The 26,823-nt window shown below is 65.3% G+C and carries 22 protein-coding genes; 14 read left to right on the top strand and 8 right to left on the bottom strand.

Annotation, left to right across the window (positions count from 1 at the left end; translation table 11 throughout):
- The first annotated feature begins 1 nt into the window (after position 1).
- From rpsK to ACFWPH_RS24230, 6 genes are all read left to right on the top strand, one after another.
- The gene (gene rpsK, locus ACFWPH_RS24255; protein WP_033244291.1) at positions 2-415 is read left to right on the top strand and encodes a 30S ribosomal protein S11; all 414 of its coding nucleotides are present in this window, start codon (positions 2-4) and stop codon (positions 413-415) included.
- Between the two features lie 22 nt (positions 416-437).
- Entirely contained in the window at positions 438-1,043 is a 606-nt protein-coding gene (rpsD, locus tag ACFWPH_RS24250) for a 30S ribosomal protein S4 (RefSeq protein ID WP_033244292.1), read from the top strand.
- 102 nt (positions 1,044-1,145) lie between these two features.
- Positions 1,146-2,204, top strand: a complete 1,059-nt coding sequence (locus tag ACFWPH_RS24245; protein WP_033244293.1) for a DNA-directed RNA polymerase subunit alpha — start codon at positions 1,146-1,148, stop codon at positions 2,202-2,204.
- Between the two features lie 51 nt (positions 2,205-2,255).
- Entirely contained in the window at positions 2,256-2,750 is a 495-nt protein-coding gene (rplQ, locus tag ACFWPH_RS24240) for a 50S ribosomal protein L17 (protein WP_378754413.1), read from the top strand.
- A gap of 340 nt (positions 2,751-3,090) precedes the next feature.
- Entirely contained in the window at positions 3,091-3,939 is an 849-nt protein-coding gene (gene truA, locus ACFWPH_RS24235; RefSeq protein WP_378754495.1) for a tRNA pseudouridine(38-40) synthase TruA, read from the top strand.
- Positions 3,940-4,383: 444 nt separating this feature from the next.
- On the top strand, positions 4,384-5,205 hold the full coding sequence (locus ACFWPH_RS24230; RefSeq protein ID WP_378754412.1) for an LLM class F420-dependent oxidoreductase: 822 nt from the start codon (positions 4,384-4,386) through the stop codon (positions 5,203-5,205).
- Positions 5,206-5,298: 93 nt separating this feature from the next.
- On the opposite strand, the gene ACFWPH_RS24225 is transcribed toward ACFWPH_RS24230, so the two are convergent.
- A complete protein-coding gene (locus ACFWPH_RS24225) occupies positions 5,299-5,643 on the bottom strand; it encodes a metal-sensitive transcriptional regulator (RefSeq protein ID WP_378754411.1) in 345 nt (114 codons plus the stop codon).
- A 119-nt stretch (positions 5,644-5,762) separates the two neighbouring features.
- Between ACFWPH_RS24225 and ACFWPH_RS24220 the strand changes: the two genes are divergently transcribed.
- From ACFWPH_RS24220 to ACFWPH_RS24210, 3 genes are all read left to right on the top strand, one after another.
- A complete protein-coding gene (locus ACFWPH_RS24220) occupies positions 5,763-6,572 on the top strand; it encodes an S-methyl-5'-thioadenosine phosphorylase (protein ID WP_378754410.1) in 810 nt (269 codons plus the stop codon).
- A gap of 23 nt (positions 6,573-6,595) precedes the next feature.
- Positions 6,596-7,156 carry an NADPH-dependent FMN reductase gene (locus ACFWPH_RS24215; protein WP_378754409.1) on the top strand — a complete coding sequence of 187 codons (561 nt, stop codon included), beginning with the start codon at positions 6,596-6,598 and terminating at the stop codon, positions 7,154-7,156.
- Positions 7,157-7,842: 686 nt separating this feature from the next.
- Entirely contained in the window at positions 7,843-8,091 is a 249-nt protein-coding gene (locus ACFWPH_RS24210) for a hypothetical protein (RefSeq protein WP_378754408.1), read from the top strand.
- A 26-nt stretch (positions 8,092-8,117) separates the two neighbouring features.
- Here the strand turns inward: ACFWPH_RS24210 and eccE are convergent, their stop codons facing one another.
- On the bottom strand, positions 8,118-9,800 hold the full coding sequence (gene eccE / locus ACFWPH_RS24205) for a type VII secretion protein EccE (RefSeq protein WP_378754407.1): 1,683 nt from the start codon (positions 9,798-9,800) through the stop codon (positions 8,118-8,120).
- Between the two features lie 111 nt (positions 9,801-9,911).
- Between eccE and eccB the strand changes: the two genes are divergently transcribed.
- The gene (gene eccB, locus ACFWPH_RS24200; protein ID WP_378754406.1) at positions 9,912-11,378 is read left to right on the top strand and encodes a type VII secretion protein EccB; all 1,467 of its coding nucleotides are present in this window, start codon (positions 9,912-9,914) and stop codon (positions 11,376-11,378) included.
- Between the two features lie 533 nt (positions 11,379-11,911).
- On the opposite strand, the gene mycP is transcribed toward eccB, so the two are convergent.
- Together mycP and eccD are read right to left on the bottom strand one after the other, a co-directional pair.
- A complete protein-coding gene (gene mycP / locus ACFWPH_RS24195; protein WP_378754405.1) occupies positions 11,912-13,318 on the bottom strand; it encodes a type VII secretion-associated serine protease mycosin in 1,407 nt (468 codons plus the stop codon).
- Positions 13,315-14,781 (bottom strand): type VII secretion integral membrane protein EccD, encoded by a 1,467-nt coding sequence (gene eccD, locus ACFWPH_RS24190; protein WP_378754404.1) that lies wholly within the window; start codon positions 14,779-14,781, stop codon positions 13,315-13,317. Before eccD ends, mycP begins: the two co-directional genes overlap by 4 nt.
- Before the next feature lie 172 nt (positions 14,782-14,953).
- Here eccD and eccCa point away from each other — a divergent pair, with 172 nt between their 5' ends.
- The 4 genes from eccCa to ACFWPH_RS24170 all read left to right on the top strand — a co-directional run bounded on the left by eccCa (position 14,954) and on the right by ACFWPH_RS24170 (position 21,226).
- Positions 14,954-18,985, top strand: coding sequence for a type VII secretion protein EccCa (gene eccCa / locus ACFWPH_RS24185; protein WP_378754403.1), 4,032 nt, complete (start codon positions 14,954-14,956; stop codon positions 18,983-18,985).
- Positions 18,985-20,418 (top strand): type VII secretion-associated protein, encoded by a 1,434-nt coding sequence (locus ACFWPH_RS24180; protein WP_378754402.1) that lies wholly within the window; start codon positions 18,985-18,987, stop codon positions 20,416-20,418. The genes eccCa and ACFWPH_RS24180 overlap by 1 nt, the downstream gene beginning before the upstream one ends.
- A gap of 133 nt (positions 20,419-20,551) precedes the next feature.
- A complete protein-coding gene (locus ACFWPH_RS24175) occupies positions 20,552-20,887 on the top strand; it encodes a WXG100 family type VII secretion target (protein WP_068041177.1) in 336 nt (111 codons plus the stop codon).
- Between the two features lie 33 nt (positions 20,888-20,920).
- Positions 20,921-21,226 carry a WXG100 family type VII secretion target gene (locus ACFWPH_RS24170; RefSeq protein ID WP_068041184.1) on the top strand — a complete coding sequence of 102 codons (306 nt, stop codon included), beginning with the start codon at positions 20,921-20,923 and terminating at the stop codon, positions 21,224-21,226.
- Positions 21,227-21,286: 60 nt separating this feature from the next.
- Here ACFWPH_RS24170 and ACFWPH_RS24165 read toward each other — a convergent pair whose 3' ends face one another.
- The 4 genes from ACFWPH_RS24165 to ACFWPH_RS24150 form a co-directional block, all read right to left on the bottom strand.
- Positions 21,287-22,423, bottom strand: coding sequence for a hypothetical protein (locus tag ACFWPH_RS24165; protein WP_378754499.1), 1,137 nt, complete (start codon positions 22,421-22,423; stop codon positions 21,287-21,289).
- Between the two features lie 49 nt (positions 22,424-22,472).
- Positions 22,473-24,035: a serine/threonine-protein kinase gene (locus ACFWPH_RS24160; protein ID WP_378754401.1), complete on the bottom strand. Its 1,563-nt coding sequence runs from the start codon at positions 24,033-24,035 to the stop codon at positions 22,473-22,475.
- A 122-nt stretch (positions 24,036-24,157) separates the two neighbouring features.
- Positions 24,158-25,378 (bottom strand): hypothetical protein, encoded by a 1,221-nt coding sequence (locus tag ACFWPH_RS24155; RefSeq protein ID WP_378754400.1) that lies wholly within the window; start codon positions 25,376-25,378, stop codon positions 24,158-24,160.
- Positions 25,379-25,387: 9 nt separating this feature from the next.
- Complete coding sequence (locus ACFWPH_RS24150) at positions 25,388-26,539, bottom strand: hypothetical protein (RefSeq protein ID WP_378754399.1); 1,152 nt, start codon at positions 26,537-26,539, stop codon at positions 25,388-25,390.
- Between the last annotated feature and the right edge of the window lie 284 nt (positions 26,540-26,823).

Below are 26,823 nucleotides of genomic sequence, written 5' to 3'. Positions count from 1 at the left end.
GATGCCTCCGAAGTCCCGGGCCTCCGGCCCGAAGAAGAGCCAGAAGTCGCGTCGCAGGGAAAAGAAGAACGTTCCCCACGGCCACGCGCATATCAAGAGCACGTTCAACAACACGATCGTGTCCATCACCGACCCCACGGGCAACGTCATCTCCTGGGCGTCCTCGGGTCACGTCGGGTTCAAGGGTTCGCGCAAGTCGACCCCGTTCGCCGCGCAGCTGGCCGCCGAGAACGCGGCCCGCAAGGCGCAGGAGAACGGCGTCAAGAAGGTCGACGTGTTCGTCAAGGGCCCGGGTTCGGGCCGCGAGACCGCGATCCGTTCGCTGCAGGCCGCCGGCCTGGAGGTCGGGACGATCTCCGATGTCACTCCGCAGCCGCACAACGGTTGCCGTCCGCCCAAGCGGCGTCGCGTCTAAGCGGGAAGGAAGGTAGAGCACAATGGCCCGTTACACCGGACCCATCACCCGCAAATCGCGTCGCCTGCGCGTCGACCTGATCGGCGGTGACCAGGCTTTCGAGCGTCGCCCCTACCCGCCCGGCCAGCACGGCCGCGCGCGGATCAAGGAGAGCGAATACCTGCTGCAGCTGCAGGAGAAGCAGAAGGCCCGCTTCTCCTACGGCGTTATGGAAAAGCAGTTCCGCCGGTACTACGAAGAGGCCAATCGCCTCAAGGGCAAGACCGGTGACAACCTGCTGCGTCTGCTGGAGACCCGGCTGGACAACGTCGTGTACCGCGCCGGTCTGGCCCGGACCCGTCGTCAGGCCCGCCAGCTGGTCAGCCACGGCCACTTCCTGGTGAACAACAAGAAGGTCAACGTTCCTTCTTTCCAGGTCACCCAGTACGACATCATCGATGTCAAGGAAAAGTCGCTGGCGACCCTGCCGTTCCAGGTGGCCCGTGAGACCACCGGCGACCGGCCGGTCCCCGGCTGGCTCCAGGTCGTCCCGGGCCGGCTGCGGATCCTGGTGCACTCCATGCCGGAGCGCGCCCAGATCGATGTGCCGCTGCAGGAACAGCTGATCGTCGAGTACTACTCGAAGTAACCGGCCGGCTGTGCCGCTGGTGCGGGCCGTCGAGAGGACGGCCCGCACAACCACTGAACGAGGCGTCAAATAGCGGGCGCCCAACACAGGAGGATTGATCCCATGCTGATTTCCCAGCGTCCGACCCTCACCGAAGAGGTCATCGCCGACAACCGGTCGAAGTTCACCATCGAACCGCTCGAGCCGGGTTTCGGGTACACCCTCGGTAACTCGCTGCGGCGCACCCTGCTGTCCTCGATCCCGGGGGCCGCGGTGACCAGCATCCGCATCGACGGCGTTCTGCACGAGTTCACCACCGTGCCCGGGGTGAAGGAGGATGTCACCGACATCATCCTGAACCTCAAGGGCCTGGTCGTGTCCTCCGAAGAGGACGAGCCGGTCACCATGTACCTGCGCAAGCAGGGCCCGGGGACCGTCACCGCCGATGACATCGTGCCGCCGTCGGGTGTGGTCGTGCACAACCCGGATATGCATATCGCCACCCTGAACGACAAGGGCAAGCTCGAGATCGAGCTGGTCGTCGAGCGTGGTCGCGGTTATGTCCCGGCGGTGCAGAACAAGGCGACCGGTGCGGAAATCGGCCGGATCCCGGTGGATTCGATCTACTCGCCGGTGCTCAAGGTGACCTACAAGGTCGAGGCCACCCGTGTCGAGCAGCGCACCGACTTCGACCGGCTCATCCTCGACGTGGAGACCAAGAACTCCATCAGCGCGCGGGACGCGCTCGCCTCGGCGGGCAAGACCCTGGTCGAACTGTTCGGCCTGGCCCGTGAACTGAACGTCGAAGCCGAAGGTATCGAGATCGGCCCCTCCCCGGCCGAGGCGGATCACATCGCCTCCTTCGGGCTGCCGATCGAGGATCTGGACCTCACCGTCCGTTCCTACAACTGCCTGAAGCGCGAGGGTGTGCACACCGTCGGCGAGCTGGTGGCGCGGACCGAATCGGATCTGCTGGATATCCGCAACTTCGGCCAGAAGTCCATCGACGAGGTCAAGGTCAAGCTGCACGCGCTCGGCCTGTCCCTCAAGGACAGCCCCGCGTCCTTCGACCCGTCCAGCGTGGTCGGCTACGACGCGGCCACCGGCACCTGGTCCGACAGCGGCACTTTCAGCGACGACAACGGCGGCGAGCAGGACTACGCCGAAACCGAACAGCTCTAGGCCGATCGGGGCGGGCGCCCCGTTAGCGGTCTTTACCAAGGAGAACCCACAATGCCCAAGCCCAAGAAGGGTGCTCGCTTCGGCGGGTCGGCGTCGCACCAGAAGGCGATCTTCGCCAATCTGGCCACCGCGCTCTTCGAGCACGGTCGGATCACGACCACCGAGGCCAAGGCCAAGGCGCTGCGCCCCTACGCCGAAAAACTGGTCACCAAGGCCAAGGCCGGTACGCTGGCCGACCGCCGCGAGGTGCTCAAGGTGATCCGGAACAAGGATGTCGTGCACGATCTCTTCGCCGAGATCGGTCCGTCGTTCGAGGGCCGCAGCGGCGGCTACACCCGGATCATCAAGACCCTGCCGCGTAAGGGCGACAACGCCCCCATGGCGATCATCGAGCTGGTCCGGGAACAGACCGTGACCAACGAGGCCGATCGCGCCCGCCGGGTTGCCGCGTCGAAGAAGACCGAGGAGCAGGCTCCCGAAGCCGAGGCGACCGAGGCTCCGGCCGAGGAAGCCGCGGCCGAGGAGAAGGCCGACGACAAGGCGTAATTCGTCTGCCGTGGATACGTACCGCGCGTCCACGGTTCGTCGATGAGCCCGCCGCCCCGTAACGGGCGGCGGGCTCGTCCCGTTTCCGGAGGATGATCTGGTGCTCGAATACGAGCCGGAATCGCAGGCTCGCCCCCGAACCACGGCCACCGGCCGCCGCACTACTGCGATCGGTGACGCGGTTGCGGCCGGCGCCGCAGGCCACACCGAAAGACCGGGGCCCGGTGGCGCCGGTGAGGGGCCGGTAGCCGGCTCCTCCGATCTGTCTCCGTCGGCCGGCGAGCACGCACGGCCCGGGTCGGTGCACGACCGCGTACCGGCGAGTGCCGGTGCCGATCCGGTGACGGCGGAAACGTGGGAAGAGGCCGCAACAGATGTGGCGCGGTTCCGGCTGGATATCTCCTACGACGGCACCGATTTCACCGGGTGGGCGCGGCAACCCGGACTGCGGACCGTGCAGGGGGAGCTCGAGGAATCACTGGGGAAGGTGCTGCGAGAGCCCGTCCAGTTGACGGTGGCCGGGCGGACCGACTCCGGTGTGCACGCCGAAGGTCAGGTCGCGCATTTCGATACCGCGGCGGACGTGGATGCGGACAAGCTGATCCACCGGATGGCGAAATTCCTGCCCCGGGACGTGCGAATCACCGGAATCCGCCCGGTACCCACCGAATTCGACGCCCGTTTCTCGGCGATCCGCCGCCACTACGTCTACCGCCTCACCACCGCGCCCTACGGTCCCGACCCACTGGCCGCGCGCAGTGTGGTGGGGTGCAGGCCGGTCGACCTGGAAGCGATGCGCGCCGCGTCCCGCGCTCTTCTCGGCCTGCACGATTTCGCCGCCTTCTGCCGGCGCCGGGAAGGCGCCACCACGATCCGGGAGTTGCAGCGCTACGAGTGGGTGCGCGACGGCCACCGGCTCGACGCCTACGTGAGCGCGGACGCCTTCTGCTGGTCGATGGTGCGCAGCCTGGTGGGTGCGGTCCTCGCGGTCGGGGAGGGGCGGCGCACGCCGGAATGGGTTGCCGGGTTGCTGGAAGAGCGGCAGCGTTCGAGTTCGGTAACGGTGGCTCCCGCGCACGGGCTCAGCCTGGTCGCGGTCGACTACCCTGCGGAATCCGAGCTCGCGGCCCGCAACGCGCAGACCCGTGAAGTCCGCTCGATTGCGCCGGGTGGCTGCTGCGGGGGCTGATCGGCATTAGCCTTCCAATAGGCATGGCCATCGCGCTTGTTCAGGAGGGTGGGCGTACACCACGGGCACCGTTGCCGCATCTAGACGGCAGGCGCTCGATCAGCCGGAGTCACTACCGAAGGGACTGCGACGCGGCGCCCCCGGCCCCGGCCCGGTGCGGTGGTGTGTGGCCTGATGCGGTATGGCTCGGCGCAGTGTGGGTGTGCACCCGTATGGTGCGGTCCGGCGTCGTGCGGCACGGCTGATTCGGGGAGCCTCGATGCCGGGATCCCCGGCGTGCATGCCGTTGCCGGGAGCACGTGAAAACGATATCGCGGCAACAGGTTTCGGGTAATCGATGACGTCTCTCGGTGTAGGACGGGCGTCGGGCGACGTCAGGGCGGTGGGGGACGGGGATAGGGTCGGTGGCGGAATTGTCCGGTCGACGACAAGGTTGCGGTAGACATGACGATTGATCTCGGACCTTACGGCGTATGGCGCTACTACAAACTGTTCACCCCGCAAGCGGCGGCCGAGCTGGAGGGCCTCGGCTACGGGGCGCTGTGGCTGGGTGGTTCGCCGACCCCCGATCTTCCGGTGGTGGAGGACCTGCTAGCGGCGACCGAAACGCTGAAGGTGGGCACCAGCATCGTCAATATCTGGACCGCGCCGGCCGGTGCGGTCGCCGAATCCTTCCACCGGATCGAGCAGCGGTTCCCAGGGCGCTTCGTGCTCGGTATCGGCTGTGGTCATCCCGAAGCCGATAAGCCCTACCGATCCCCGTACGAGGCACTGGTCGAGTACCTGGATGAACTGGACGCCGCGAAGGTGCCGGTTTCCGGCCGAGTGCTCGCCGCGCTCGGCCCCAAGGTGCTGAAACTGGCTGCCGATCGCACCGCCGGTGCCCTGCCCTACCTCACCACGCCGCAGCACACCGAGCAGGCCCGCACCGCAGTCGGTGACGCGCTGCTGGTGCCCGAGCAGAAACTGGTCGTCGACACCGACCCGGAACGCGCCCGGGCCACCGGCCGCACGGTGGTCGAGATGTATCTCGGGCTGCGCAACTACACCACCAACCTCCGGCGGCTGGGCTACACCGACGACGATATCGCCAAGCCCGGGAGTGATCGCCTGCTGGACGCGCTCGCCGTCCACGGGTCGGCCGAGGAGGTCGCCGACCAGGTCCGCGCGCATATCGACGCGGGCGCCGACCACCTGGCGCTGCAGGCGCTGGGCGAGGACTATCTCGCCACCCTGCGCGCCCTGGCCCCGTTGCTGAACCCCTGAACAGCTTCGTTCGCCGAGCTGTTCATAGCGGGCCGGGCTTTCCGATGCCTTCATGGCCGTTGCGGCAGATGTCGTCGATGAGACTATTGGTGTTCAGGAGCGGACGAGGCGGGCGATGGCGTCGGTGGCCTCTTTGATCTTGGCTTCGGCCTCGGGGCCTCCGGCGACCGCCGCATCCACGACGCAGTGGCTTATATGGTCCTCGAGCAACCCCATCGCGACGGCCTGCAGCGCCTTGGTCATCGCGGAGACCTGCGTGAGGATATCGATGCAGTACTTCTCCTCTTCGACCATCCGCTGCAAGCCCCGCGACTGGCCCTCGATCCGGCGTAGCCGCTTCAGATAATCTTCCTTGCTGGTGATGTAGCCGTGATGTGCGTGTCCGTGGGCGGCCGTCGTGTCGGTGGCCGTGTCGGCTGTGGTCGGGTCGGAAGTCACCGGGTATCTCCTCTGCGCCGGTCGGAAGACCGTCTATACCCCCATAGGGTACAGTCACCGGCGATTTCTGTCAGGTGCCCGCCGTGCGTTCGCGGGCCGGGCGCGCGAGAATCGACACTATGACATCCCACGATCGACCTGCGCTGGCGGTTATCGGCGGTAGCGGATTCTACGACTTTTTCGACGGCGCCATGGAACCGGTTACGGTACGCACCCCGTACGGGGACCCGAGCGCACCGATAACGGTCGGCACCGTCGAGGGGCGTCCGGTCGCATTCCTGCCCCGCCACGGCAGTCGGCACGAGTATTCCCCGCACACGGTGCCCTATCAGGCGAATATGTGGGCGCTGCGTTCGCTGGGTGTACGGCGGATCTTCGCCCCGTGCGCGGTCGGCAGCCTGCGCCCGGACTGGGGGCCGGGCACGGTGGTGATCCCGGACCAGCTGGTCGACCGGACCTCCGGCCGGGCCCAGACCTATTTCGACGCCAACGGCATCCACGTATCGTTCGCCGACCCGTACTGCCCCGACCTGCGCGCGGTCGCGGTGAAATCCGCCGACAGCGCGGTCCACGTGCAACCACACGGAACCATGGCCGTGATCCAGGGCCCGCGTTTCTCCACCCGCGCCGAAAGCCGGTGGTATGCCGCGCAGGGCTGGGAACTGGTCAATATGACCGGTTATCCCGAAGCCGTCCTCGCCCGTGAGCTGGAAATGTGTTACGCCGCCCTCGCCCTGGTCACAGATCTCGATGCCGGGCTCACCGAAGGCGACGGGGTGCATGCGGCGGATGTCTTCGCCGAATTCGAACGCAATATCGGGCCTTTCAAGAAGCTCGTCCACGACGCGGTTGCCGCCATCGCCGATACCGGCACCTGCGAACACTGCCGGGTACACGCCGGTGTCGCACTCCCGTTCGAGCTGCCGTGAACGGAGCGGACGAGCCACGTGCCGTGGACGGTCCGCTCCGTTTGGAGGTGATAGTCGCCAGTATCCGGCCGCAACGTTTCGCCCCCGTGGTCGCCGACTGGTTCATCCGCACGGCCCGCGCCCGGCCCGAGTTCGATACCGGGGTCATCGACCTGCTCCATGCACCGCTTCCGCCGGACCTTTCCGAAACGCCGGAAACCGAGCGTTTCCGGGAACGACTCGCGGCCGCCGACGCCTTCGTCGTGGTGACCTCGGAGTACAACCACGGCTACCCGGCGTCCCTGAAAACCGCGCTCGACAGCGTCAAACACGAGTGGCGGGCCAAACCGATCGGATTCGTCTCCTACGGCGGTCTATCGGGCGGCCTGCGGGCGGTGGAGCAGCTGCGCCAGGTCGTCGCGGAAATCCATATGGTCTCGGTCCGGGAGACGGTGAGCTTCCACCGCGCACGTAAACAGTTCGACGCCGACGGTAACACCGGCGACGGTGCCGCCATCGACGCAGCCGAGCGGATGCTCTCCCAGCTGGCCTGGTGGGGAAGGGCCCTGGCCGCGGCTCGGGCGAGCGACCCGTATCCGGGATGAAGGCGAGCGGCCCGTATCCGGGGTGAATCGGTTCGCGAGTGCCGTCGGATCGGCATTCCCGCATTCTCGATGCGTGCCGCCGCTGGGCTTCCTGTGCGATTTGTCGCAGCAGAGTGCGACGATGGCGTGCGGGAGGAGGATTCGATGAAATCGACAGATTCACCGGAGCCGCAGCGTCCGGTATCGATCGGGGAATGGGTGGCGCGGGCCGTCGCGGTGGTGCTGCTCGTTCCGGTGCGGCTCGTCTGGGAGGGGCTGAAGCTGTGCGGGCGGGCCATCGTGGCGGCGGGTGTCTTCATCCGGGACAGGTTGCTGGTGCCGGCGAGCCGGTTCGTCTGGTATTGGCTGATCCGGCCGCCGTGGCTGTTCCTGACGGATGTGGTGTGGGGCTGGGCCTTTCGGCATGTGCTGTGGGGAATGGTGCTCAGGCCGCTGGGTGCGTTCGTGCTGGACTGGGTGCTGCGCCCGCTCCGGTATGCCGTAGAGCAATGGCTCTGGCGGCGCGCGATACGACCCGTGCTCGTCATGGTGTGGCGGTGGGTGCTCCGCCCGGTGCTGTACGCGATCGCGGCAACCGCCGAATGGTTCTGGCGGTGGCTCCTGCAGCCGGTGCTGTACGCGGTGGCAGTCACCGGCCGGTGGTTGTGGCAGTGGGGTGTCGTATGGCCGCTGCGCATGGTGCAGCGATGGTTGCTGCGATTCTGCTCGCGGCCCTCGCCGCGTACGGCTGGCGGGGCGCCACCGCGGTGGTACGCGTGCTGGTCGTCGTGCCGTGTGTGTTCGTCTACCGCTATGCGTTGCGCCCGGTGCTGCGGGCACTGGCGGTGGTCGGTGAGGTGGTTGTGGTGCACCCGATCGCCTGGGTGCACCGGCGGGTGGTGGCACCGATGAACCGGATCGTGGCCGACCTGTGGAAGGCCGTATTCGGCCGCTGAAACCCGGTGCCGCGGTGCGGCTTTCCTCAGCGGCGCTGCGGCTGGCGGGCGGGGGCGGGCCGTGCCCGGTCCGCCGGCTGGCGGGTACGGGGTTCGCCGATATATGTGTGCTCGCGCGGGATCGAGACCAGGTTCAACGGGATCTGAGTGGTCGCGGTGCGCAGAACCACCCGGCTGCCGATCGCGCCGGGCTGCTGGATCGACAGATCCGGTTTTGTGGCGGGCCAGCCCATCGGGTCGCCGGTGACGTAGATCGTGGTGATACCGGCGTGCGGGGCAGGCGCCATCACACCGTCGACGACCGTCGCGGTGAACCCGGCGTCGGACTGGTGGGTTTCCATCGCCAGCATCAGGCGTTCGGGGTTTCCGATCGTCTCGATCAGCTGATACCAGGCATGCGGCCGGTTCGTGCGGACCAGGATCCGCTCGCCGACGGCCAGCGCGCGGAAGACCAGCTGCTGGGCCAGATACAGCTCGCCGGCGACGTACACCGCAGAAATACCGGCACCGATGATGCGCAGCGCGACGCCGTTACCTTCGTCGTCCGAGCCGATCAGCTGACCGCAACCCGACGACGGCAGGGCGAGCGCGTCCAGGACCTCGACGGGGTATTCGGCGGTCGGCACTACATCTTCCAGGTCGGGAACACCGATCGGCAGATGCGCGAGCAGGCTGTCGCGATGCCGGCCGTTCACCGACACCATGCCCTTCGATTTCGTCTTCTCCGGCATCTCCCGCAGCGTCGACCGCCAGGCCGCCCCCACATGCACGGTGTCCGCGGTTGTACCCGGGCGCAACCGCACTGCCACCGTGGTACCGCGCGACTCCGCGACCCACAACTGCGAGAGGATCTCCGACCCCAGCTGTTTCGGGTCGATCGCCGCCCCGATGTTCACGCTGTTGCCGAGTTCGGCATAACGCCACCGATGGGTGAGATCGCGCGCATCCTCACCGTGGATGACCTGCCGCACGGCCGACCGGATCTCCGATGCGGTCAGCAGGCGCGACGCGCAGCCCGCGTCTTCCAGTGTGCGTACGATCCGCTGGGTCGCGATGGTCACCGACCGTGCGGCTCCCTCGTCGCCACCGCCCCGCCGGGACGCGGCGCCGGGGCAGTCGACCATATCGAAACCGATCGCCAGCCAGACGGTGCGATGCGCCGTGGCGGGCAGCGGGCCCAGCAGCGATTCGTAGATGGCACCCGCCGGTGTGCCGGAGCGGCTGCGGTGGCCGTGACTGATGATGTCGATACCGCTGAGCAGGATGTCGTGCTGGGCGAGGCAGGTCGCCAGTTCGGCCATCGGCAGCAGGTGCGAAGCGTGGACCGCGGTGCGGTCGATCCGGGTCAATCCTCCGGGCGGGGGCAGTACCTCGACGACGGCGACAACTCGGCTCTCATCCCAGTACAGGCCCAGTGAACGGTCGTCGGGGCCACGGAAATCGTCGCTGTCGCCGATCCGGTATTCCCGGTGCGCGCGGTAGTTCCACCAGGTGGCGATCCAATCCAGCAGTACCCGGCGGCCGATCGGGATCAACGGGATCAACCCGGTGACCACCGCGACCCCGAGGGCGATCCACGGACTCAGTCCAACCAGCAGCACGACGGTCGCCGCGCCGAGCGCGAGTACCTGCGCGATGAGCAGATTCGGCATCGAAATACGCCCGAACAGCAGGTTGCGCCTGCGTCCCGATGTGGCTGGCACGGCCATAAGAGTCCCCCAGGTACCCGGTGTCGGCCGATTATCGGGCGGCCGAGCTGAACTACGTCCCCGGGAACTGTACTGTGTTCCGCGAGCACGAGCACAGTTCGGGGGAAGACGATGCCTTCAAAGCCCACAACTCGGTGGCAGATCAGCGGCTACAACTTTCTGGTTCGCCGGATGGAGCATGCGCTGGTGCGACGCGACGTGCGAATGCTGCACGATCCCATGCGTTCCCAGGTGCGTGCCTACGTGGTGGGCCTGGTCCTGGCCATTGTGGTGCTGGCGGGGTGCGGTGTGCTGGCGCTGCTCCGCCCGCAGGACAAGGTCGGCGACAACACGCTCCTCATCGGTAAGGAATCCGGCGCGGTCTACGTGGTGCTCAACGATGTGGTGCATCCGGCGCTGAACCTGGCCTCGGCCCGGCTGGCTGCCGGTGATGCGCCCAAGGCGGTGATCGTCAAGGAATCGGAGGTCGGTAAGAAGGCGCGGGGGCCGCTGATCGGTATCCCCGGTGCGCCCAGCGCGATCCACTTCGATTCCGAAGGCAAAGGCCGGCCGTGGACCATCTGTGACGTGCTGAAGAACGACGGCAGTCAGGACCGCACGACCTCGGTGCTCGCGGGCGGTCTGGAACTGGGCGCGAAGGCCTCGGCCGTGGAACCCGGTAAAGCACTGCTCGTGCAGGGGGAGAAGCACACCTACCTGGTGTACGACAACAAACGCGCCCGGGTCGATATGAACGATCGCCCGGTCACCGACGCTTTGAACATCACCGGTGCCACGCCGCGCCCGGTGAGCGAGGGCCTGATCAACGCGATCCCCGAGGTCCTGCCGCTCATCGCTCCGCCGATCGCCGATCCCGGCGGTGTCCCCGATTACCAGATCGGCGATCACCGTATCGGTGAGGTGGTGCAGGTGGGCACCTCGCAGGAGTTCTATGTGGTGCTCGCCGACGGTCTGCAGCAGGTCTCGCCGCTGACCGCGGACATCATCCGCAACGCCAACCCGCAGACCTCCAGCGATTTCATCATCGACCAGGCCCAGCGCACCCGCGCCGCCGTTTCCTCGGCGCTGCAGGTCCAGACCTACCCGGCGACGGCGCCGAGCATCCTCGAGGCCATGGACCGGCCGGTGAGCTGCCTGTCCTGGAAACCGGTCCCGGAAGCGGGCGAGAACACCGGCACCCGCGCCGAACTGCAGCTGATCACCGGAGTGAGCCTGCCGATGAAGGACAGCGCCAAACTGGTTCCGCTCGCGCAGGCCGACGGTTCCGGCCAGAACGTCGACTCCACCTATATCGCCCCGGGCACCGGCGCCTACGTCCAGACCACGGGTATCGAACCGGACAGCAGGCGTAAGGACAGCATCTTCTATATCGCCGATACCGGTGTGCGGTTCGGGATCAAGAATGCCGACGCCGTGAAGGCACTCGGCATGCCGGACAAGGCCGAACCCGCACCCTGGCCGATCGTGGGTTTGCTGGCGTCCGGGCCGACCCTGGGCCGGGAAGAGGCGCTGGTCGCACACGATGGTGTCGCACCGGATCCGGAGCCGGCGGATCAGCCGGTCGCTTCCACGAAATAGTCCGCGTTCCGGCTCCCCGGACCAGCAGGGGAGCCGGAGCCGCACCTACCCGCTTGGCCGGGTGAGCCTGTCGAGTTCGGCCCTCGGCCCGGTCGTGCGACCGGTCAGCGATCTGTTCCCGAGCCGGCCGGTGAGATGCTGATCGGGCCGGCGCACTGACGATTTCCGACCTGGACCAACCTCCGCCGAGGTATTCCGGGCCAAGCTTGCTCAGTCCCCTCGGTGACCCACCTCGCCACATCGATGCCGGGCCGGCGGAGCGGAATCGGCACTGGCGCACATCCTTCAACCGCCCCGGACTCCGTCCCGAGGATGCCGAATCGGCGGAACCAGGTCCGCACACCGGATGAACCCGGCGAGGGGCGACGTCGTACTTCCGGAACGAACTCGAACACCTGGTCCGGACACCCATGACAGGTGCAGTAGGCATCGCTGTGCAAGGAAGACATCCGAGTCGCCGGCCCGCTACTTCCTGGGAACGCACCCCGGCACGGCGGCAGGCCGGATGGTCCCGATCGCTATACCGACGGTTCTCAGGCGTCGTCTTCGCCGACTCCGAACCGTCGCCGCGTGGGGAACGACGCCAGATAGCCGATGATCAGGCTGCCGCCGATGATTCCGCTGCCGATCAGCGCCACATTGCGGGCCGTGTGGTCCGGCGGGTCGGGTGGCGCGGGTACCGCGAGTTGTTTGCTCATCGGCGGATTCGGTTCTTTGGGCCGGAGTTCGCCGGTGACCTCGTTGGTCAGGGCGGCGACCGGGTCGACCGCGCCGTAGCCCACGTACGGGTTCCAGCCTTCGGCCGGGGCGTGCGCGGTGGCCTGGATCCGTTTCATCACTTCCACGGCCGAAAGTTCCGGGAAACGTGAACGAACCAGTGCGACCACACCGGAAACATAGGGAGCGGCGAAGCTCGTTCCGTTGATGCTCTGCTGGCCTTGGGCGCCGACAGTGCCGTTGATGACCCCGGTGCCGACCGCATCCAGTGACACGATGTTCTCTCCGGGGGCGGCGACGCTCAACCACGGTCCGGGAACGGTGAATTCGGAGGGTGCACCGTCGGCGTTGATGGAGCCGACCGAGAGCACCAGATCGTCATAGCGGGCCGGCGTGACATTGACGGTTGTTTTGCTCCACGGATCCGCAGCGGGATCGAGTGGATCCAGAATGTTGGTGTTGCCCTTGCAGTTGTCGTTGTCGGTATTACCCGCGGAGGTGACGACCACGGCGTTCTTCGTATGCACCGCGTAGTGCAGTGCCGCGCCCAGCGAACCGTCGGAGATGGGGCTGGAACTGCAGGCGACCTCGGAGATGTTGATCACTGTGGCGCCCATATCCGCGGCGCGCCGGATGGCCTGCGCCATGGTCGCGACATTTCCGTATCCCTCTTTGGAGAGGTCCTCGGGGGATTTGGTGGCGTTACTGCCCGCCTTCACGTATTTATCGCTCGTCTGGCGAATCGCGAGGATGGTCGACGCGGGTGCCACACCGGAAAAACCTTGACCCGGAACTTGACTCGCGGCGATGATGCCGGCCACCAGTGTGCCGTGCGCATCGCAGTCCTCGGTGCCGTCGCCGCTGTTCGACACGAAATCTCCGCCGGCGCGCAGGCCCGGCAACCGCGGATGCCGGGCGACGCCGGTATCGATCACCGCAACAACTTGACCTTCTCCTTTGGAGAACTGCCACGCGTGCGGGAGGTCCAGCGCCGCCTGCGCGGCGGGCACGGTCGGGCCCTCGCCGCCGGCGACCGTGCTGGTGCACGGGGCGTTGGCCTTGCGTTCGGTCGGTTCGCTCGGTTTCGCCGGATCACCGGAAGGCACCTGCCCCGGGTCCACCGCCGGGGGCCGGTCGGCGTAGGCGATCGGTTGCGCGAACCCCAGCGATGCGCTCACCCCCAGGACCGCGGCCACGGCCGCGGTGCGGATCCCCCGGCTCACAGTCCGCGGACGAGGGAGTAGAAGTCGGCCACCCAGAACACGAGCGGCAGCACGGCGGCCACGAACCCGTATTCGATCAGTTCGGCCGCGCGCCGCATCGGCGGTGTCGCCGACTGGTTGGGGACGATGATGCCCAGGATCAGGGCCGCGATCACCATCACCAGCGCCGCCCCGAACGCCGCCAGCGGCAGATCGGCCACGAACGCCATGGCCGCCAGCATGACCAGCAGGATGGCGGCACCGGCGACGATCAGGATGACGGCCTGTTCCGCGCCGGCGTAGGTGCGGCTGCGGAACATGAGAACTGCCGCGCAGACGAGCGCGAGGGCGATGCCCTGCCAGTAGAAGCCGCCGTAGTCGGGATCGGTGGCCACCAGGGCGCCGACCACCGTGACCAGTGCAGTCGCGGTGACCAGTCCGCTCAGATAGGTGCGCGCCCGCATGGATTTCGCGTGCAGGATGTCGAGCGTGGGCAGGGCGCGATGGTCGTCGGGATCTTCCTCGGTGGGGTCGATGGGGGTCCCCGGGGCCGGAACCGGCGGCAGCGGTAGTTTCGCCAGCGCCATCGAGATACGCGGGGCCAGCGACAATGCGCCGAGCCCGACGGCCGCCACCACGGCGCCGACCGCCTCGAGCCGCTGCGCGGTGAGCAGCCCGACCAGCGCCGAGGGCACCAGGAAGATCGCTACGGTGCCGGCGCCGATGAACACCCCGAGCCCGACACCGGTCACACGCCAGGCCAGGATCGCGGTGGCCCCGAACAGTGTGGACCCGAGCAGCAGATGCGCCCAGCCGTAGTGGTCCGGGACGATGAGCATGCCGCCGGTGAAGGCCAGTGGCAGTGCGCAGGCGCCGAGTACCAGCGCCGTTTTCGGATCCCCGTAGACGCGGCTCAGGACCATCGCCGCCGCCACCAGCAGTACGGTCACACCCAGCGCGATCGCGCCGGTGATCCAGCCGGGCATCGCATCGGGCGCCGCCAGCAGGCCCGTGCAACCCGCCAGCATGGCGAGAACGGCCAGGATCGAGCCGGTGGTCCGCGCGGTCTTCGGGTTCCAGCCGCGGAAATGTTCGGCGTCGGCGACGGCGACGTTGTACATGATGTCGTCGAACAGTGGAGTGGGCGCGGTGTTCGCGGAGCTCTCCAGCATCAGCAACTCGCCGTCGCGGATGCCCTGTTCGCCCAGGCTCAACGAGTTCGACAGCGGCGGCTGACCGATCCGCGCCAGCACCCAATCGGCCGGTTCGAACCGTTCGCCCTGATTGTCGAACTCATTGGTGCGGCTGTGCGCGGCGACCATATCGACGACGCTGGGAATGACCAGGGCCACGGGCACATCTACCGGGATGGCCATATCGACCTGTGTGTGTTTGGCCAGAATGGTGACCCTGGTGAGATCCGGTGCGCGGACTATACCCCGCGAGGAATCTTCCTCCATATGGTCGAGTCGCGCATGCGTCACGCTTCCCCCAAGTTTGTTCGCTACCCTGCCGTTTTCACATTCTCCCAGCAGACGGCGCGGGTTGCGTGCCCCCGTCGCGGCCAGCAGAATGCAGGTCGAACTGTACGACATGTTCGCGCCTGCCTCTACACTGAGCCCGAACATCGCATTGCCACAAGGGGGATCTCGCTCGATGACCACGGTTCGGTTTCAGCGGCGTGCGCGCCGGGAGGTTCCACGAACCCCGGGCGGCGAAGTGACACTGCAACCGCCCCCCGAGATTCCCCGGGTAACGCCGGGAAACCTGCTGATGAAGCTCATGCCGGTGGTGATGATCATCGGCATGGTCGGGATGATGGCGTTGATGTTCACGCAGGGCGGCGGTATCGCGTCCAACCCGATGTCGTTGATGTTCCCGATGATGATGATGGTCTCGATGATCGGCATGTTCGCCGGTCAGGGGAACGGCAAAGGCGCCAAGGCGGCCGAGGCCAACGAGGACCGCAAGGATTATCTGCGTTATCTCGACCAGGTCCGCAAAGATGTCGACGTGACCGCCACCGAACAGCGGTCCGCGGTCGAATGGAGTCACCCCGAACCCGGTCTGGTCTGGATGCTCGCGGGCACCTCCCGGATGTGGGAACGCCGTCCCAGCGACAAGGACTTCTGTCATGTGCGCATCGGGATCGGTGGTCAGCGGCTGGCCACCCGCCTGGTGGCGCCGGAGACCGGCCCGGTGGAGGAACTCGAACCCATCGCCGCGGTATCGCTGCGACGTTTCGTCCGGGCCCATTCCACGGTCCCGGATCTGCCGACCGCGGTCGCGGTGAAGGGTTTCGCCACGATCGCGCTCGACGGCGACCGCGCCCAGGCCCGCGATATGGTGCGCGCGATGATGGTCCAGCTGGCCATGTTCCACGGCCCCGACCAGGTGCTCACCGCGGTGGTCTGCGGACCCGACACCAGCGCGGAATGGGAATGGACCAAATGGCTGCCGCATACCCAGCACCCGGATGCCCAGGACGGTATCGGCAGTCAGCGCATGTTCTACGGCTCGATCCGGGAGATGATGGCCGGTTTGGCGCCGGTCCTGGCCAACCGTGTCCGCTATTCGCGTAACCAGCCCACCAACTCCGCCATGGTGCATGTGGTGATCCTGGTGGACGGGGGCCTGCTCGAAGCCGAGGAGGATCAGCTGCGCGAGGCCGGGTACGAAGGTGTCACCGTTATCGACCTCTGCGGCTACGCTCCACGGCTCGCCGTCTCCCGCGGGATCACCCTGACCATCCGCAACGGCGAATGCCTGGGTCGCGGAGCCACCGGTAACCAGGAACGTTTCGCGATGATCGACCGGCTCAGTCCGGAGCAGGCCCAGCAGGTGGCCCGCCGCCTGGCCCCCTACCGGGCCGCGACCCAGCGCAGTAGCGATGTCGAGGTCACCGAGGGCGAAACCATCGACACCTGGGCCCAGCTCATGGGCCTCGGCGACCTCGGTTCCTTCAACCCGGAGAGCGCCTGGCGTCCCCGCTACGGCCGGGAACGCCTGCGGGTGCCGTTCGGTGTCGGCGCCGACGGGCTGCCGGTCGTTCTCGATATCAAGGAAGCCGCCGAATCCGGTATGGGCCCGCACGGCCTGTGTATCGGTGCCACCGGTTCCGGTAAATCGGAGTTCCTGCGCACCCTGGTGCTGAGCCTGCTCGCCACCCATTCGCCGGACCAGCTGAACCTGGTCCTGGTCGACTTCAAGGGTGGTGCGACCTTCCTCGGCCTCGACCAGGTCCCACATGTCGCGGCCGTGATCACCAATCTCGAAGAAGAGGCCGACCTCGTCGACCGTATGCGCGACGCCCTGGCCGGTGAGATGAACCGCCGGCAGGAAGTTCTGCGTCAGGCCGGTAACTTCGCCAATGTCTCCGACTACGAGAAAGCCCGTGCCGCCGGCGCCGACCTGGATCCGCTGCCCGCGCTGTTCGTGGTGCTCGACGAATTCTCCGAACTGCTCACCCAGCACCCGGATTTCGCCGAACTGTTCGTGATGATCGGTCGTCTGGGCCGCTCGTTGCATGTGCATCTCCTGCTCGCCTCGCAGCGGCTGGAAGAGGGCAAACTCAAGGGCCTCGAATCCCACCTGTCCTACCGGATCGGCCTGAAAACCTTCTCCGCCAACGAATCCCGCCAAGTACTCGGCGTTCCCGATGCGTACAACCTGCCCGGCGTCCCCGGCGGCGGTTATCTGAAATCCGATTCGGGCGAGATCCAGCGTTTCCAGGCCTCCTACGTTTCGGGCGCGTATGTGGGTGGTGGTCCGCAGCGCGATATCTCGGTCGCCACCAGCGCCGGTGAAATCGATATCACCGCGCGGCCGTTCCTGGCCAAACATGTCGAATTCCGTGCCGCGGATCGTGTTCCACTGGCTCCCGAACCCGTCGACGAGCCGGAACCCCTGGTCGAAGACGGCGAACAGATCTCCAACCTGGGCATGATCGCCGCCCGGATCCGCGGGCACGGCCGCCCCGCGCACGCCATCTGGCTGCCACCGCTGGACGCCGCCCCGCCGCTCGACGAGCTCAACGAGCGTTCGATCCTCACCGGCGAATACAACGCCGTCGCAAGCCTGCGCGCACCCATCGGCATCGTCGACCGCCCCTACGATCAGCGGCGTGATCCGCTGGTCGTGGACCTGTCCGGCGCCCGCGGCAACGTCGCCGTGGTCGGCGGTCCGCAGTCCGGTAAATCGACGATGCTGCGTGCGCTGATCATGTCGATGTCGATGACCCACACCGCCGAACAGGTGCAGTTCTACTGCCTCGACTTCGGTGGCGGCACCCTCGCCAGCCTCGAGGGCCTACCTCATGTCGGTTCGGTCGCGGCCCGCCTGGACCAAGACAAGGTCCGCCGCACAGTTGCGGAGATGACCACCATCGTGCGCAACCGTGAACTGCGGTTCCGCCAGCTCGGCATCGAATCGATGTCGGAATTCCGCCGCCTGCGTGCCGGCGACCCCTCCAGCAGCCAGGCCGCCGCCGGCGCCCACGAGGACCCCTTCGGCGACGCCTTCCTGGTGATCGACGGTTACGGCTCCATCCGCCAGGATTTCGAGCCCCTCGAACAGGCCATCATGAACCTCGCCGTCCAGGGCCTCTCCTACGGTGTGCACGTAGTGATCGCCCTGTCCCGCTGGATGGAGGCCCGCCCCCAGCTCAAGGACCAGATCGGTACCCGCCTCGAACTACGTCTCGGCGATCCGGCCGACTCCGAATTCGGCCGCAAGGTCGCCGCACTGGTACCGCAGGGCCGTCCGGGACGCGGTATGACCCCGGAGAGCCTGCATATGATCACCGCGCTCCCCCGGGTCGACGGTTCCTCCGATCCGGACGACATCAGCCGCGGTGTGGCCGACGCCGTCGCCCGCCTGCAGCAGGCGACGCCGGGACGCCCGGCGCCCCAGGTCCGGATGCTGCCCGAACAACTCGACCGCGAGCAGTTCGTGCGCGCCATCGGTCCCTGGCAGGGGCCGCCGGACCGGCGCAATGCCGCGATCCCGATCGGTATCAACGAATCCGAGCTGGCCCCGGTATTCCTCAACTTCGACGAGAATCCGCATTTCCTCATCTTCGGCGACACCGAATGCGGGAAGTCGACCCTGCTGCGCAATATCGTCAGCGGGATCATCGAATCCAACGCGCAGAATCAGGCCGCGCTCATCCTGGTCGATTTCCGCCGCACCATGCTGGGTGCGTTCCCGCAGGAAAGGCTGGCCGCCTACGCGACCGGCGCCGAGGGCCTCAAGACCAATATGCGCGATCTCGCCGGACTCTTGCAGACGCGTCTGCCCGGCCCGAACATCACGCCGCAGGAATTGCGCGACCGTTCCTGGTGGTCCGGCCCCGACCTCTACGTGGTCGTCGACGACTACGACCTGGTGTCCAGCGGCTCCGCCGGTAACCCGATCGCGCAGATCGTGGACTACCTCGCCCACGCCAAGGACATCGGCCTGCATCTGATCATCGCGCGGCGTTCCGGCGGCGCGGGCCGGGCCATGTACGAAGCGGTGATCTCGCGGATGCGGGATCTGGCGACGCCCGGCCTGGTCATGAGTGGTAGCCGAGAAGAAGGCAACCTGATGGGCAATGTGCGCCCGAGCGCAATGCCGCCCGGGCGGGGGACCCTGGCCGGCCGGTCCGCCGCCGAGCTCATCCAGACCTCGTGGATGCCGGGCCTGTAATGCCCGCCGTCGAGATCGCGCTGACCGAAACCCGGCTGTGGGCATGGAGTGCGAACACCCATGCAGACTTCGTGCCCTCGGTCGTCCCGGGCAGCGACGGTCGTACTCTCGTTGTCGGCGAGCCGCTGGCACCGCCGTCGATCGCGGTATCGCCGGCACAGCTCATCACCGCCGACCGCATCGCCTACGACCCGGGTATGCCGAAACCGGTGGACGCGCTGGCCACCGTTTTCGGCCACACCCTCACTCAACTGCGTATCAATTCACCCTGCGAGCGCTTGACGGTGGTGCACCCCAGCGAATGGGACCCGCATCGCCTGGCCGTCCTGCATTCCGCGGCCACCCGCCATGCCGGCCACGTAGAACTGCAGCCGGCGGCTCTTCGCGCGGTAATCGCCACACAGCGGATCCGGGACGTGCGCACCGTGGTCCTGGAATTCGGCCCGTTGTCGACCACCGCATCGACGGTGGTGCCGAGTGACAGCGGCCCGCGGCTCGAATTCTGTGAACACGAACCACTTCTCGCCGCAGTCGAGATCAGCGGCGACGAGCACGGCCGTACGTCCTTCCGTTCGATGATCGAACGCCTGATCCACGGCTGCCAGGTCGATTCCGTGGTCATCGTCGGCCGCACGGACGCCGATTTCCTCAATCTCGTCGCCGACGTGATCGGCGAACTGTGCCGCGCCGAACTACTCGTTCTCGGCGGCGCCGACCTGGTGCGGGCCCGCAACACCGACCCCATCGACCAGCGGCCCAGCCTCCCACCGGCCGCCGCCGACGCCGAATGGCTGCAACCACTGCGCGAACGAGCGGCCGCCACCAGGCCACCGCGCTCGAAAACTCCGCTCTATGTCGGCGCTGCCGCGGTAATGGCGCTTGCGGTACTGGTGGCCGGTGGAGTCTTCCTCGGTATGTCCACCGGAGGAGATTCCGAGGCGGTCGCCTCCACTCCGACGACCACCAGCGCCCCCGCCGAATCACAGGAACCCGCACCCGACTCCGGTTCCATGACCGTAGGGCCCATTGCGTTCACCGTTCCCGAAGGCTGGCGGGTCACCAACCCCACCACCGCATCAACCGACCGCGTGGTCCTGGAGCCCGCCGAGGGGCTGAAGGCTCGCATCACGGTCATCCAGGAACAGTTGCTGGCCTCCGGCGCCGGCTACGAACAGGTGGCCGCCGACCTCGAAGCCAAAAGAGCGTCGGCCGCAGCAGGTTTGTACTCTCCGATCCGCCGCGACGTGGTCTTCGGTGGCCGCTCCGGGCTCGCCTATTCCGAGCATCCGGAGGGCGGATCCACCGTTGACTGGCATGTTATCGTCGAGCACAGCATCCAGATCAGCATCGGATGCCAGTATCAGACAGGGGGGCAGGACTCGATTACACCTATCTGTGAAGACCTCGCATCCTCGCTGGACATCACCCGATGACACCCGGCCGGGATTTTTTCCGAAATTCGTTGGAACCGATTGGGCGGGCACTCCGTCCAATCATCATGAAGGCAAGTTCGGACCGTTTGCGGACGCAGGGGGTCCGGATCCGAACTCGTAACGAGGAGGAATCATGTCGGTAGTTGCCGATTTGGCCGCAATGGAGACTGCTGCCAAGCACGTCGAGACGGTGAACTCGCAGATCCAGTCCGAGATCGGCAGGGTCCGCGACATTGTCGCCGGTTCTCAAGGCGTATGGGAAGGCGCAGCCGCTGCTGCCTTCGTCAGGATCATGGGGGACTACGACCAGAAGGCGCAGCAGCTGAACAGTGTGCTTGCCGAGATCGCGGTCCAGATCCGGGAGAACGGACGGGGCTACGACGCACAGGAAGAGGCCAACCTGGCCGCCCTGAACTCGGCAGGTGCCTCGGGTGATCTCGGTGCCCCTGCTTCCAGCCTGAACATCTGAACCCAGCCGCCACATCAGACTTAAGGATTTTCCATGTCGAAGGTGAATTATTCGAAGGACCAGCTGATCGCGATGTCGGGTGACCTTCGCGCTGCGAAAGGTCGCTTGTCCGAGACGCATCAGGAGCTGCTGGGATACGTGAACGGCCTGGTTGCCCAGTGGGAGTCCGGTGCCCAGCAGGCCTACCTCGATAAGCAGACGCGATGGAATAATGCCATCGAGAATCCCGCTGACAACTCGGGACTTCTGCCCATTATCGAGGCTATCGCAAAGGTTGTTGAGGACGGCGCCATCGATATGGCGACCACCGATGCGCAGAATGCCGCGAAGTGGATGTGACGTCATCCTGCCGATAGCCCTGTGCCTCGAGCTAATCGCTTGGGGCACAGGGCTTTATCGCTACTGTGGCGCTTCGTTCAGGAGCAGATACTGGGCCGATGTTTTCTGATGTAGCTCCTGTATCTGGATGGCATCCTTGATGTAGGCCGCATAGCGGCCGTTGGTGAAGTAACAGGCCAAAGACTGGGTTTCCTCCGGGTTTTCGACACAGTGCGCAGATGGCAGCCCGGGCGGGGCTTCGACAGGATCGAGCTCAGGTTCCAGTTGTGAGATGAAGAAGGCTTTCAAGCGGTCTGCTGCTGCCGAATCGCTCGTCCTGTAGACGGTGGTGCCGGCATCGCCGCCGGCCAGGGAGAGTAGATCGACTCCGGCGTCTTCGTAAGCCCGCTTTGTCAAATCGGGGCGCTCGGTAAGGTGGAGTGCAACATCCGGGCCGATCGCCACTTCGGGGACGCCTTCGCCGCCGGGCAGTGTGTACCGAATGATCTCTTCATTATCGATTGGGAGCTCGTCGAGCTCGTCGACAGGTGTCGGTTGATAGCCTTCGAGGCTCGCGAATTGCTTATCGAGGACGGATTTTGCGGTATTTGCCAACGGAGCCGGGTCGGGCGGTATGTCGACCCCCGGCCCCACTTCGATCGCGACCATGTATTCACCCTGGGTGGTCCAAGCATAGATCCTGTCGTATTGTCCGATGTACGCTCTTGCGCCGGGGTAGTCAGGAATCGCGGTCGGGCCTTTTGGTGGGTATCGCCCGTTCAGGTATTGATCGGAGAGATAGTTCGCGGCGTGGGTTGCTTGATCAGGCGTCGAATACCGCAGAACTCTCAGAGTTACGGCTCGCCCGTGAAGTTCGTCTTCCCTGCGCTGCCCTCTGGTTTCCCAGCCTACGACAAATCCGGGTACGTCTGTTGTGAGGTTTTGAGTGAACTGGGGAGGGTTGAGCTGTGTGAACAGATTCTGCTGATTGATTATGCGGCCGAATACCAGTTTTGGTTCGGTTTCCATTATCAATGGTACGAACTTCGCTAATCGAAGCGCTTCCTGAGCGTCGATATTCTCAGGCTTCCGTACCTCTTCTGCTTCCCGTGGCGTAGTCCTGTAGTTGCCGGGCTGCAGTGCTGAAATGTCTACGACCGCCCCGGTTTCGGTTTCCTGTCCGCATCCCGCTGTCACGGCTGTAACCAGCACGGCCATTGCTACCGAAATTCTATTGGTCCACTGCATGTATTCCCCCTGCTATGGGTCAACCGACGACGTTCGCGATGGCTGGAACGAGTTCATCCACCATTACGGCTGGTGATTGATCGGTCCACACCTGAAAACCTTGCACGGCATTGATATCGTCGATAACAACAATTTTTGCCGACGACGTAAGAAAATCGTTGGGTAGTCCGCCCAGTCCGCCGTTCCCTGCGCTGCTATCGGATCGAGAAACTATGACCAAGTCGAGAGGTTGAGGAAGGTTGAATGAGGCCAGTGACAGGTCGCGGGGGGACTTTTCGTTCTTGACCGGAAGATACTCGTCGCTGTAACGGAACCCGATATCGCGCAGAAAGTTTGCCTGTGGGGATCCGTCGAGCGCCACGGAGAACAGGGAATTCCCGTAGTTGAAGGCCGCTACTGTTTTGCCCGCAAACTCCGGATGTTCGGAGCGTATCTCTGCCAGGTCTGCTCCGGTCGAGCCTCCGGAATCGCCGCTCGATACCGTGAAGACAACACCGACGGCGGCAAGAACAGCGACAACGGCGACTGCGGCGAAAACGAGGATTCCTCGCCTCTTCCCGACGGTCCGTGATTGGGGATTGCGGTCTGTGTACGACTCCCGCGGTTGCGTGACAATAGATTCCTGGTTCCGGGGAAAATTCGGAGCGCTGGGATATCCGCTGGTGTACGGGCCGCCCGTAGTCTGGTAGCCGGAGTGTAGCGTTGTATCTCCGCCCGCCGGAGCAGGGTGCATACCTTGTCCGAAAAGCGCCGCATGCGCGTCGTATACAAACTCGCGGCAGCTGTTGTATCGGTTGGTGGGGTCTTTCGCGAGAACTTTGGTGAAGACATGGTCCAGGGCAGGCGGCAGGTCTCGGCGTACTGATGAAATGGCGGGCGGCACTTCGTTCAGGTGGCCCATCATGACCACGGCCGGAACCGTCGAAGGAAAAGGGTTCTGACCGGTGAGTAACCGATAGAACGAGCACCCGAGGCTATAGATGTCGGAGCGGTGGTCGAGCGGCTGTCCCAGTAGTTGCTCCGGGGAAGCGTAGGCCACGGTGGCCATGAACTTTCCTGTTGCTGTGAGGTCTTGGCTGTCGTCCACCGACTTGGCCACGCCGAAATCGGTCAGCAGCACTCGTTCCTGTTCGTCCTCCGCGGAGCGGGAGAGCAGGAAGTTGGCCGGTTTGATGTCTCGATGGAGCAGGCCGCGGCGGTGTGCGTAGTCGAGACCTTTGCCGACCTCTGCGATGATGTGCATCGACCGCTGCGGCGGCATGGAGGCGGGACCTTGACGTGCCTCGTCGGCGGCATCGGCGCCGGGCACGTACTGCATCGCGATCCATAGCCGGCTGTCTTCCTCGCCGCGGTTGTATACCGAGACGATATTGGCATGGTCCAGGCCGGCGGTGAGGTTGGCTTCCCGTTCGAAGCGGGCGCGGAACTCCGGGTCACGGGAGAGTTCCTCGCTGAGGACCTTGATCGCGTCCTGACGAGGAAGGCTCGGATGCTGCCCCAGATACACCGAACCCATACCGCCACTGCCGAGTACGCGCACGATGCGGTAGCCACCGATAACGGCGCCGGGCGGTAACGCCATCTAAACCTCCTCTGGTTCGACCGCCCGGTAGTGAGCAATCGTTCTATCGGGCATCGTCGAACAAATCCTGCCCCATGGTCCGCCGCGCGGCACGGCGACCTCGATGCTCGCTGTCACGCCGGTTACCTACTGTTGGCCAGGATCGCGTACTGCGCGGATGTCGCCTGAAAGAGTTCCGGTGAGGGCAGATTCCTGAATCCCATGTCATCGACCAGCGCGACGTAGCGGTCGTAAACCACAACGCAGTAGTAGGGTTCGAACATCAGGCTGGACTCGTCGCGTTGGACGCAACGGGCGTCGGCCAGTCCCGGCGGCCCATCGAACTCCTCGTCGTACTTGCCGGGGCGTGCGAGTACGCTCTGCAGGGCGAACGCCTGGGGAACGCCGGCCGTCCGATAAACGATTGCATTATTCCGGGCAACTAGATCGACGCCGTACGCGTTGTAATCCGGGATTGCCGCCGCGTCGTACTCCCAGTGGAGATGGGCAGCCGCGGAGAAGGCGCCGGAATCGTCGAACGCAGCGTTGTTTTGATATTCGTTGGGCAGCGCGAGATTCACGATGCCTTCTGGGTTGGTGGGTAGGTCCAGCATCTCATCGGGCGGGGTCGGTGTAACGTCCTTCAAGGCAATGGACTGAAGGTCGAGGATCCTTTTCAAGCGCTCACGCGTCTGACTCACTTCGGTAGCCGGTGCCTGCATCGCCGCGACGATGACATACGGGCCGTGCGCAGCATAGAGCTGCGCTCTGTCCTGGCTCGGTGAGATACCGGCGTAGGTATCCGTGTACCCGGCCAACTCGAGCTTCTCGCGGATGGGGGACTTGGACTCGGTAAATGCATTGAATTCGGCTGCTGCGGTTCGAGCATAATGGTCGTTGCCGAATCGCATGAGACCGATAACGGTGTCTTTCAGATTGCGGATGCTGTTGTTGGATCGGGCTGTTGCGACGCCCGAAACGAAGAAGTTCTTGTTTGCGATCGGGACAAATTCCTCGGGCGTAAGATCGTTCAAGGTATCCGTTCCCTCGCGGAGAAGCGATGTCTCTCGGAGGTAGCGGAGATCGGGGTCCACGGTGTGCGGAGAGATCAGGAAGTCCAGCATTCTGCGTGACTCGAGAGCGTATATATCCCAGGCGGTGCTGACTTTCATCTCGAAGGGAGTCGGCTCGGTGGGGAAGGTGCCGTAATCCAGTGCATCCAGGTCGACTGAGGTCATGCCTGGTTCGGGATGTCCGGCAATTTCTTGTGAGCAAGCGGTTGCCGTCCCGGTGGCGAGTAAGGCGATCGACGCTGCCGCCAGGCAGCGTATCGCATATGTGGTTCTCCCCTTGGCGACTTTCACTATCTCCCCCTATCTGGCAAGCAAGGCATACTGAGCTGAGGTCTTCTGGTGCAGATCCTGAATCTGTGATCCTTCTACCTGCGCGAAAAAGTGTCCCGTCCGGAAAAGGCAGAAGTTGGATGGCCTTGTCTCGTACTCCTCGAGCTTCCTGCTGTAGCAGTGGACCTGGCCGCCGTCGATTCCCTCGGGAACTTCGATCGGCGTGGATTCGGTGGAGTCCGTCTTCGGCTTGAAGTTGTTCAGCAGTGCTTCGGCGCCCTCGGCGGAATCGCTCCGCATTACTACAGATTCGGCCAGCCCGATGGCTGAAACCTGTCCCTTCTCGAAGAAGTCCAGGTTTTCTATTCCGCTGAGCGCGAACAGTGCTCCGCGCCCGCGGAATGCTCCCGCCGGTCCCGTTGTGGCAATTAGTGTTTCGCTTTTCGGGAGCGTCAATGCCAGGATGTTGTCCGGATCGAGTTCGACATCGTTCAACTGCTCGGCGGGTGTGGGCTCGAATTCATCGAGCAACGGTAGCTGGATATCGAGCAAGGCTTCGGTACGTTGCACCATCTCGGGTAGTTCCGCCCTACCCGAGAGATCGTTGTACTTGATGTAGGTGACGTAACGGTCGTGGCTGGTCCAGCTCCCCAGCGAGGTTATGCCAGGACGCCAATGCGCCTTGGAGTGCGGATATTTGCTGAGCTGGACCGGCCGGTTGTCGGTGTTGAAGGTGAAATCGTCGTGTTCGAGCCCGGTTGCCACGGATTCGGCGGTGGCTGCGTCCGGGAACATCAGGACCGCGATGCTCATCTGCTGCGATGTATCGACCTCACCGCCGGTCGACCAGGTGTGTACCCAGCCTGCCACCAGTTCGCCCGCGACCTCGTCGAAAGTATCGTTGATCACCAGCGATTGCATATCTCGACGGTCGAGTACAACCGGTCCACCCATGCCCATCAAGCGCGTGACGTACGCGGGATCGGCTTCCAACGGCAGCGCGACAAAGTCGCCCAAGCGCTGCGCCTCGCGGTAGCGCGCCGCATCCTCATCCGCTGCCGTTCCGTATTCGAGCGGTTCTGTCGGATAGTTCCCCACATCGAGATCGGCGAGATTCGGTTCGGCCCGGACGGCCTCGCCCGGCACCACCGAACCGCAGCCCCCAACCGCCGCCGCCAGCACTCCAGCTGCCAGTATTGCGCGAAATCTGCGCAGCAGAGTACGTCCTGGTCGGTGCATGGCGGCGGCCCCCTACATTCTGATCTCGCGGAATCGTACTGCACCTACCGCGTCGGAATTGGATAAGTCCGGCGTATGAAGACCAACCAGCACTGATGTAGTCGATTGGCCGACACGACGTTCCGTGGGAGCCGCGGGCAGGAACCGGGACGGCCTGCGCCTACCGGAGATGGCCGATAGCACGACCGGCCGGGTGGGATGCCGGACACAATCAGCGCGGTACCCCG

It is taken from the genome of Nocardia sp. NPDC058499, assembly GCF_042719915.1.
Lineage (GTDB): Bacteria > Actinomycetota > Actinomycetes > Mycobacteriales > Mycobacteriaceae > Nocardia.
This window is presented reverse-complemented; position numbering and strand designations above follow the sequence as displayed.

Excerpts from the sequence above, each read along its gene's own strand:
- rpsK (WP_033244291.1), top strand. The coding sequence starts at position 2 with ATGCCTCCGAAGTCCCGGGCCTCCGGCCCGAAGAAGAGCCAGAAGTCG.
- rpsD (WP_033244292.1), top strand. The coding sequence starts at position 438 with ATGGCCCGTTACACCGGACCCATCACCCGCAAATCGCGTCGCCTGCGC.
- ACFWPH_RS24245 (WP_033244293.1), top strand. The coding sequence starts at position 1,146 with ATGCTGATTTCCCAGCGTCCGACCCTCACCGAAGAGGTCATCGCCGAC.
- rplQ (WP_378754413.1), top strand. The coding sequence starts at position 2,256 with ATGCCCAAGCCCAAGAAGGGTGCTCGCTTCGGCGGGTCGGCGTCGCAC.
- ACFWPH_RS24230 (WP_378754412.1), top strand. The coding sequence starts at position 4,384 with ATGACGATTGATCTCGGACCTTACGGCGTATGGCGCTACTACAAACTG.
- ACFWPH_RS24220 (WP_378754410.1), top strand. The coding sequence starts at position 5,763 with ATGACATCCCACGATCGACCTGCGCTGGCGGTTATCGGCGGTAGCGGA.
- ACFWPH_RS24210 (WP_378754408.1), top strand. The coding sequence starts at position 7,843 with ATGGTTGCTGCGATTCTGCTCGCGGCCCTCGCCGCGTACGGCTGGCGG.
- eccE (WP_378754407.1), bottom strand. The coding sequence starts at position 9,800 with ATGGCCGTGCCAGCCACATCGGGACGCAGGCGCAACCTGCTGTTCGGG.
- eccB (WP_378754406.1), top strand. The coding sequence starts at position 9,912 with ATGCCTTCAAAGCCCACAACTCGGTGGCAGATCAGCGGCTACAACTTT.
- eccCa (WP_378754403.1), top strand. The coding sequence starts at position 14,954 with ATGACCACGGTTCGGTTTCAGCGGCGTGCGCGCCGGGAGGTTCCACGA.
- ACFWPH_RS24180 (WP_378754402.1), top strand. The coding sequence starts at position 18,985 with ATGCCCGCCGTCGAGATCGCGCTGACCGAAACCCGGCTGTGGGCATGG.
- ACFWPH_RS24175 (WP_068041177.1), top strand. The coding sequence starts at position 20,552 with ATGTCGGTAGTTGCCGATTTGGCCGCAATGGAGACTGCTGCCAAGCAC.
- ACFWPH_RS24170 (WP_068041184.1), top strand. The coding sequence starts at position 20,921 with ATGTCGAAGGTGAATTATTCGAAGGACCAGCTGATCGCGATGTCGGGT.
- ACFWPH_RS24165 (WP_378754499.1), bottom strand. The coding sequence starts at position 22,423 with ATGGCCGTGCTGGTTACAGCCGTGACAGCGGGATGCGGACAGGAAACC.
- ACFWPH_RS24160 (WP_378754401.1), bottom strand. The coding sequence starts at position 24,035 with ATGGCGTTACCGCCCGGCGCCGTTATCGGTGGCTACCGCATCGTGCGC.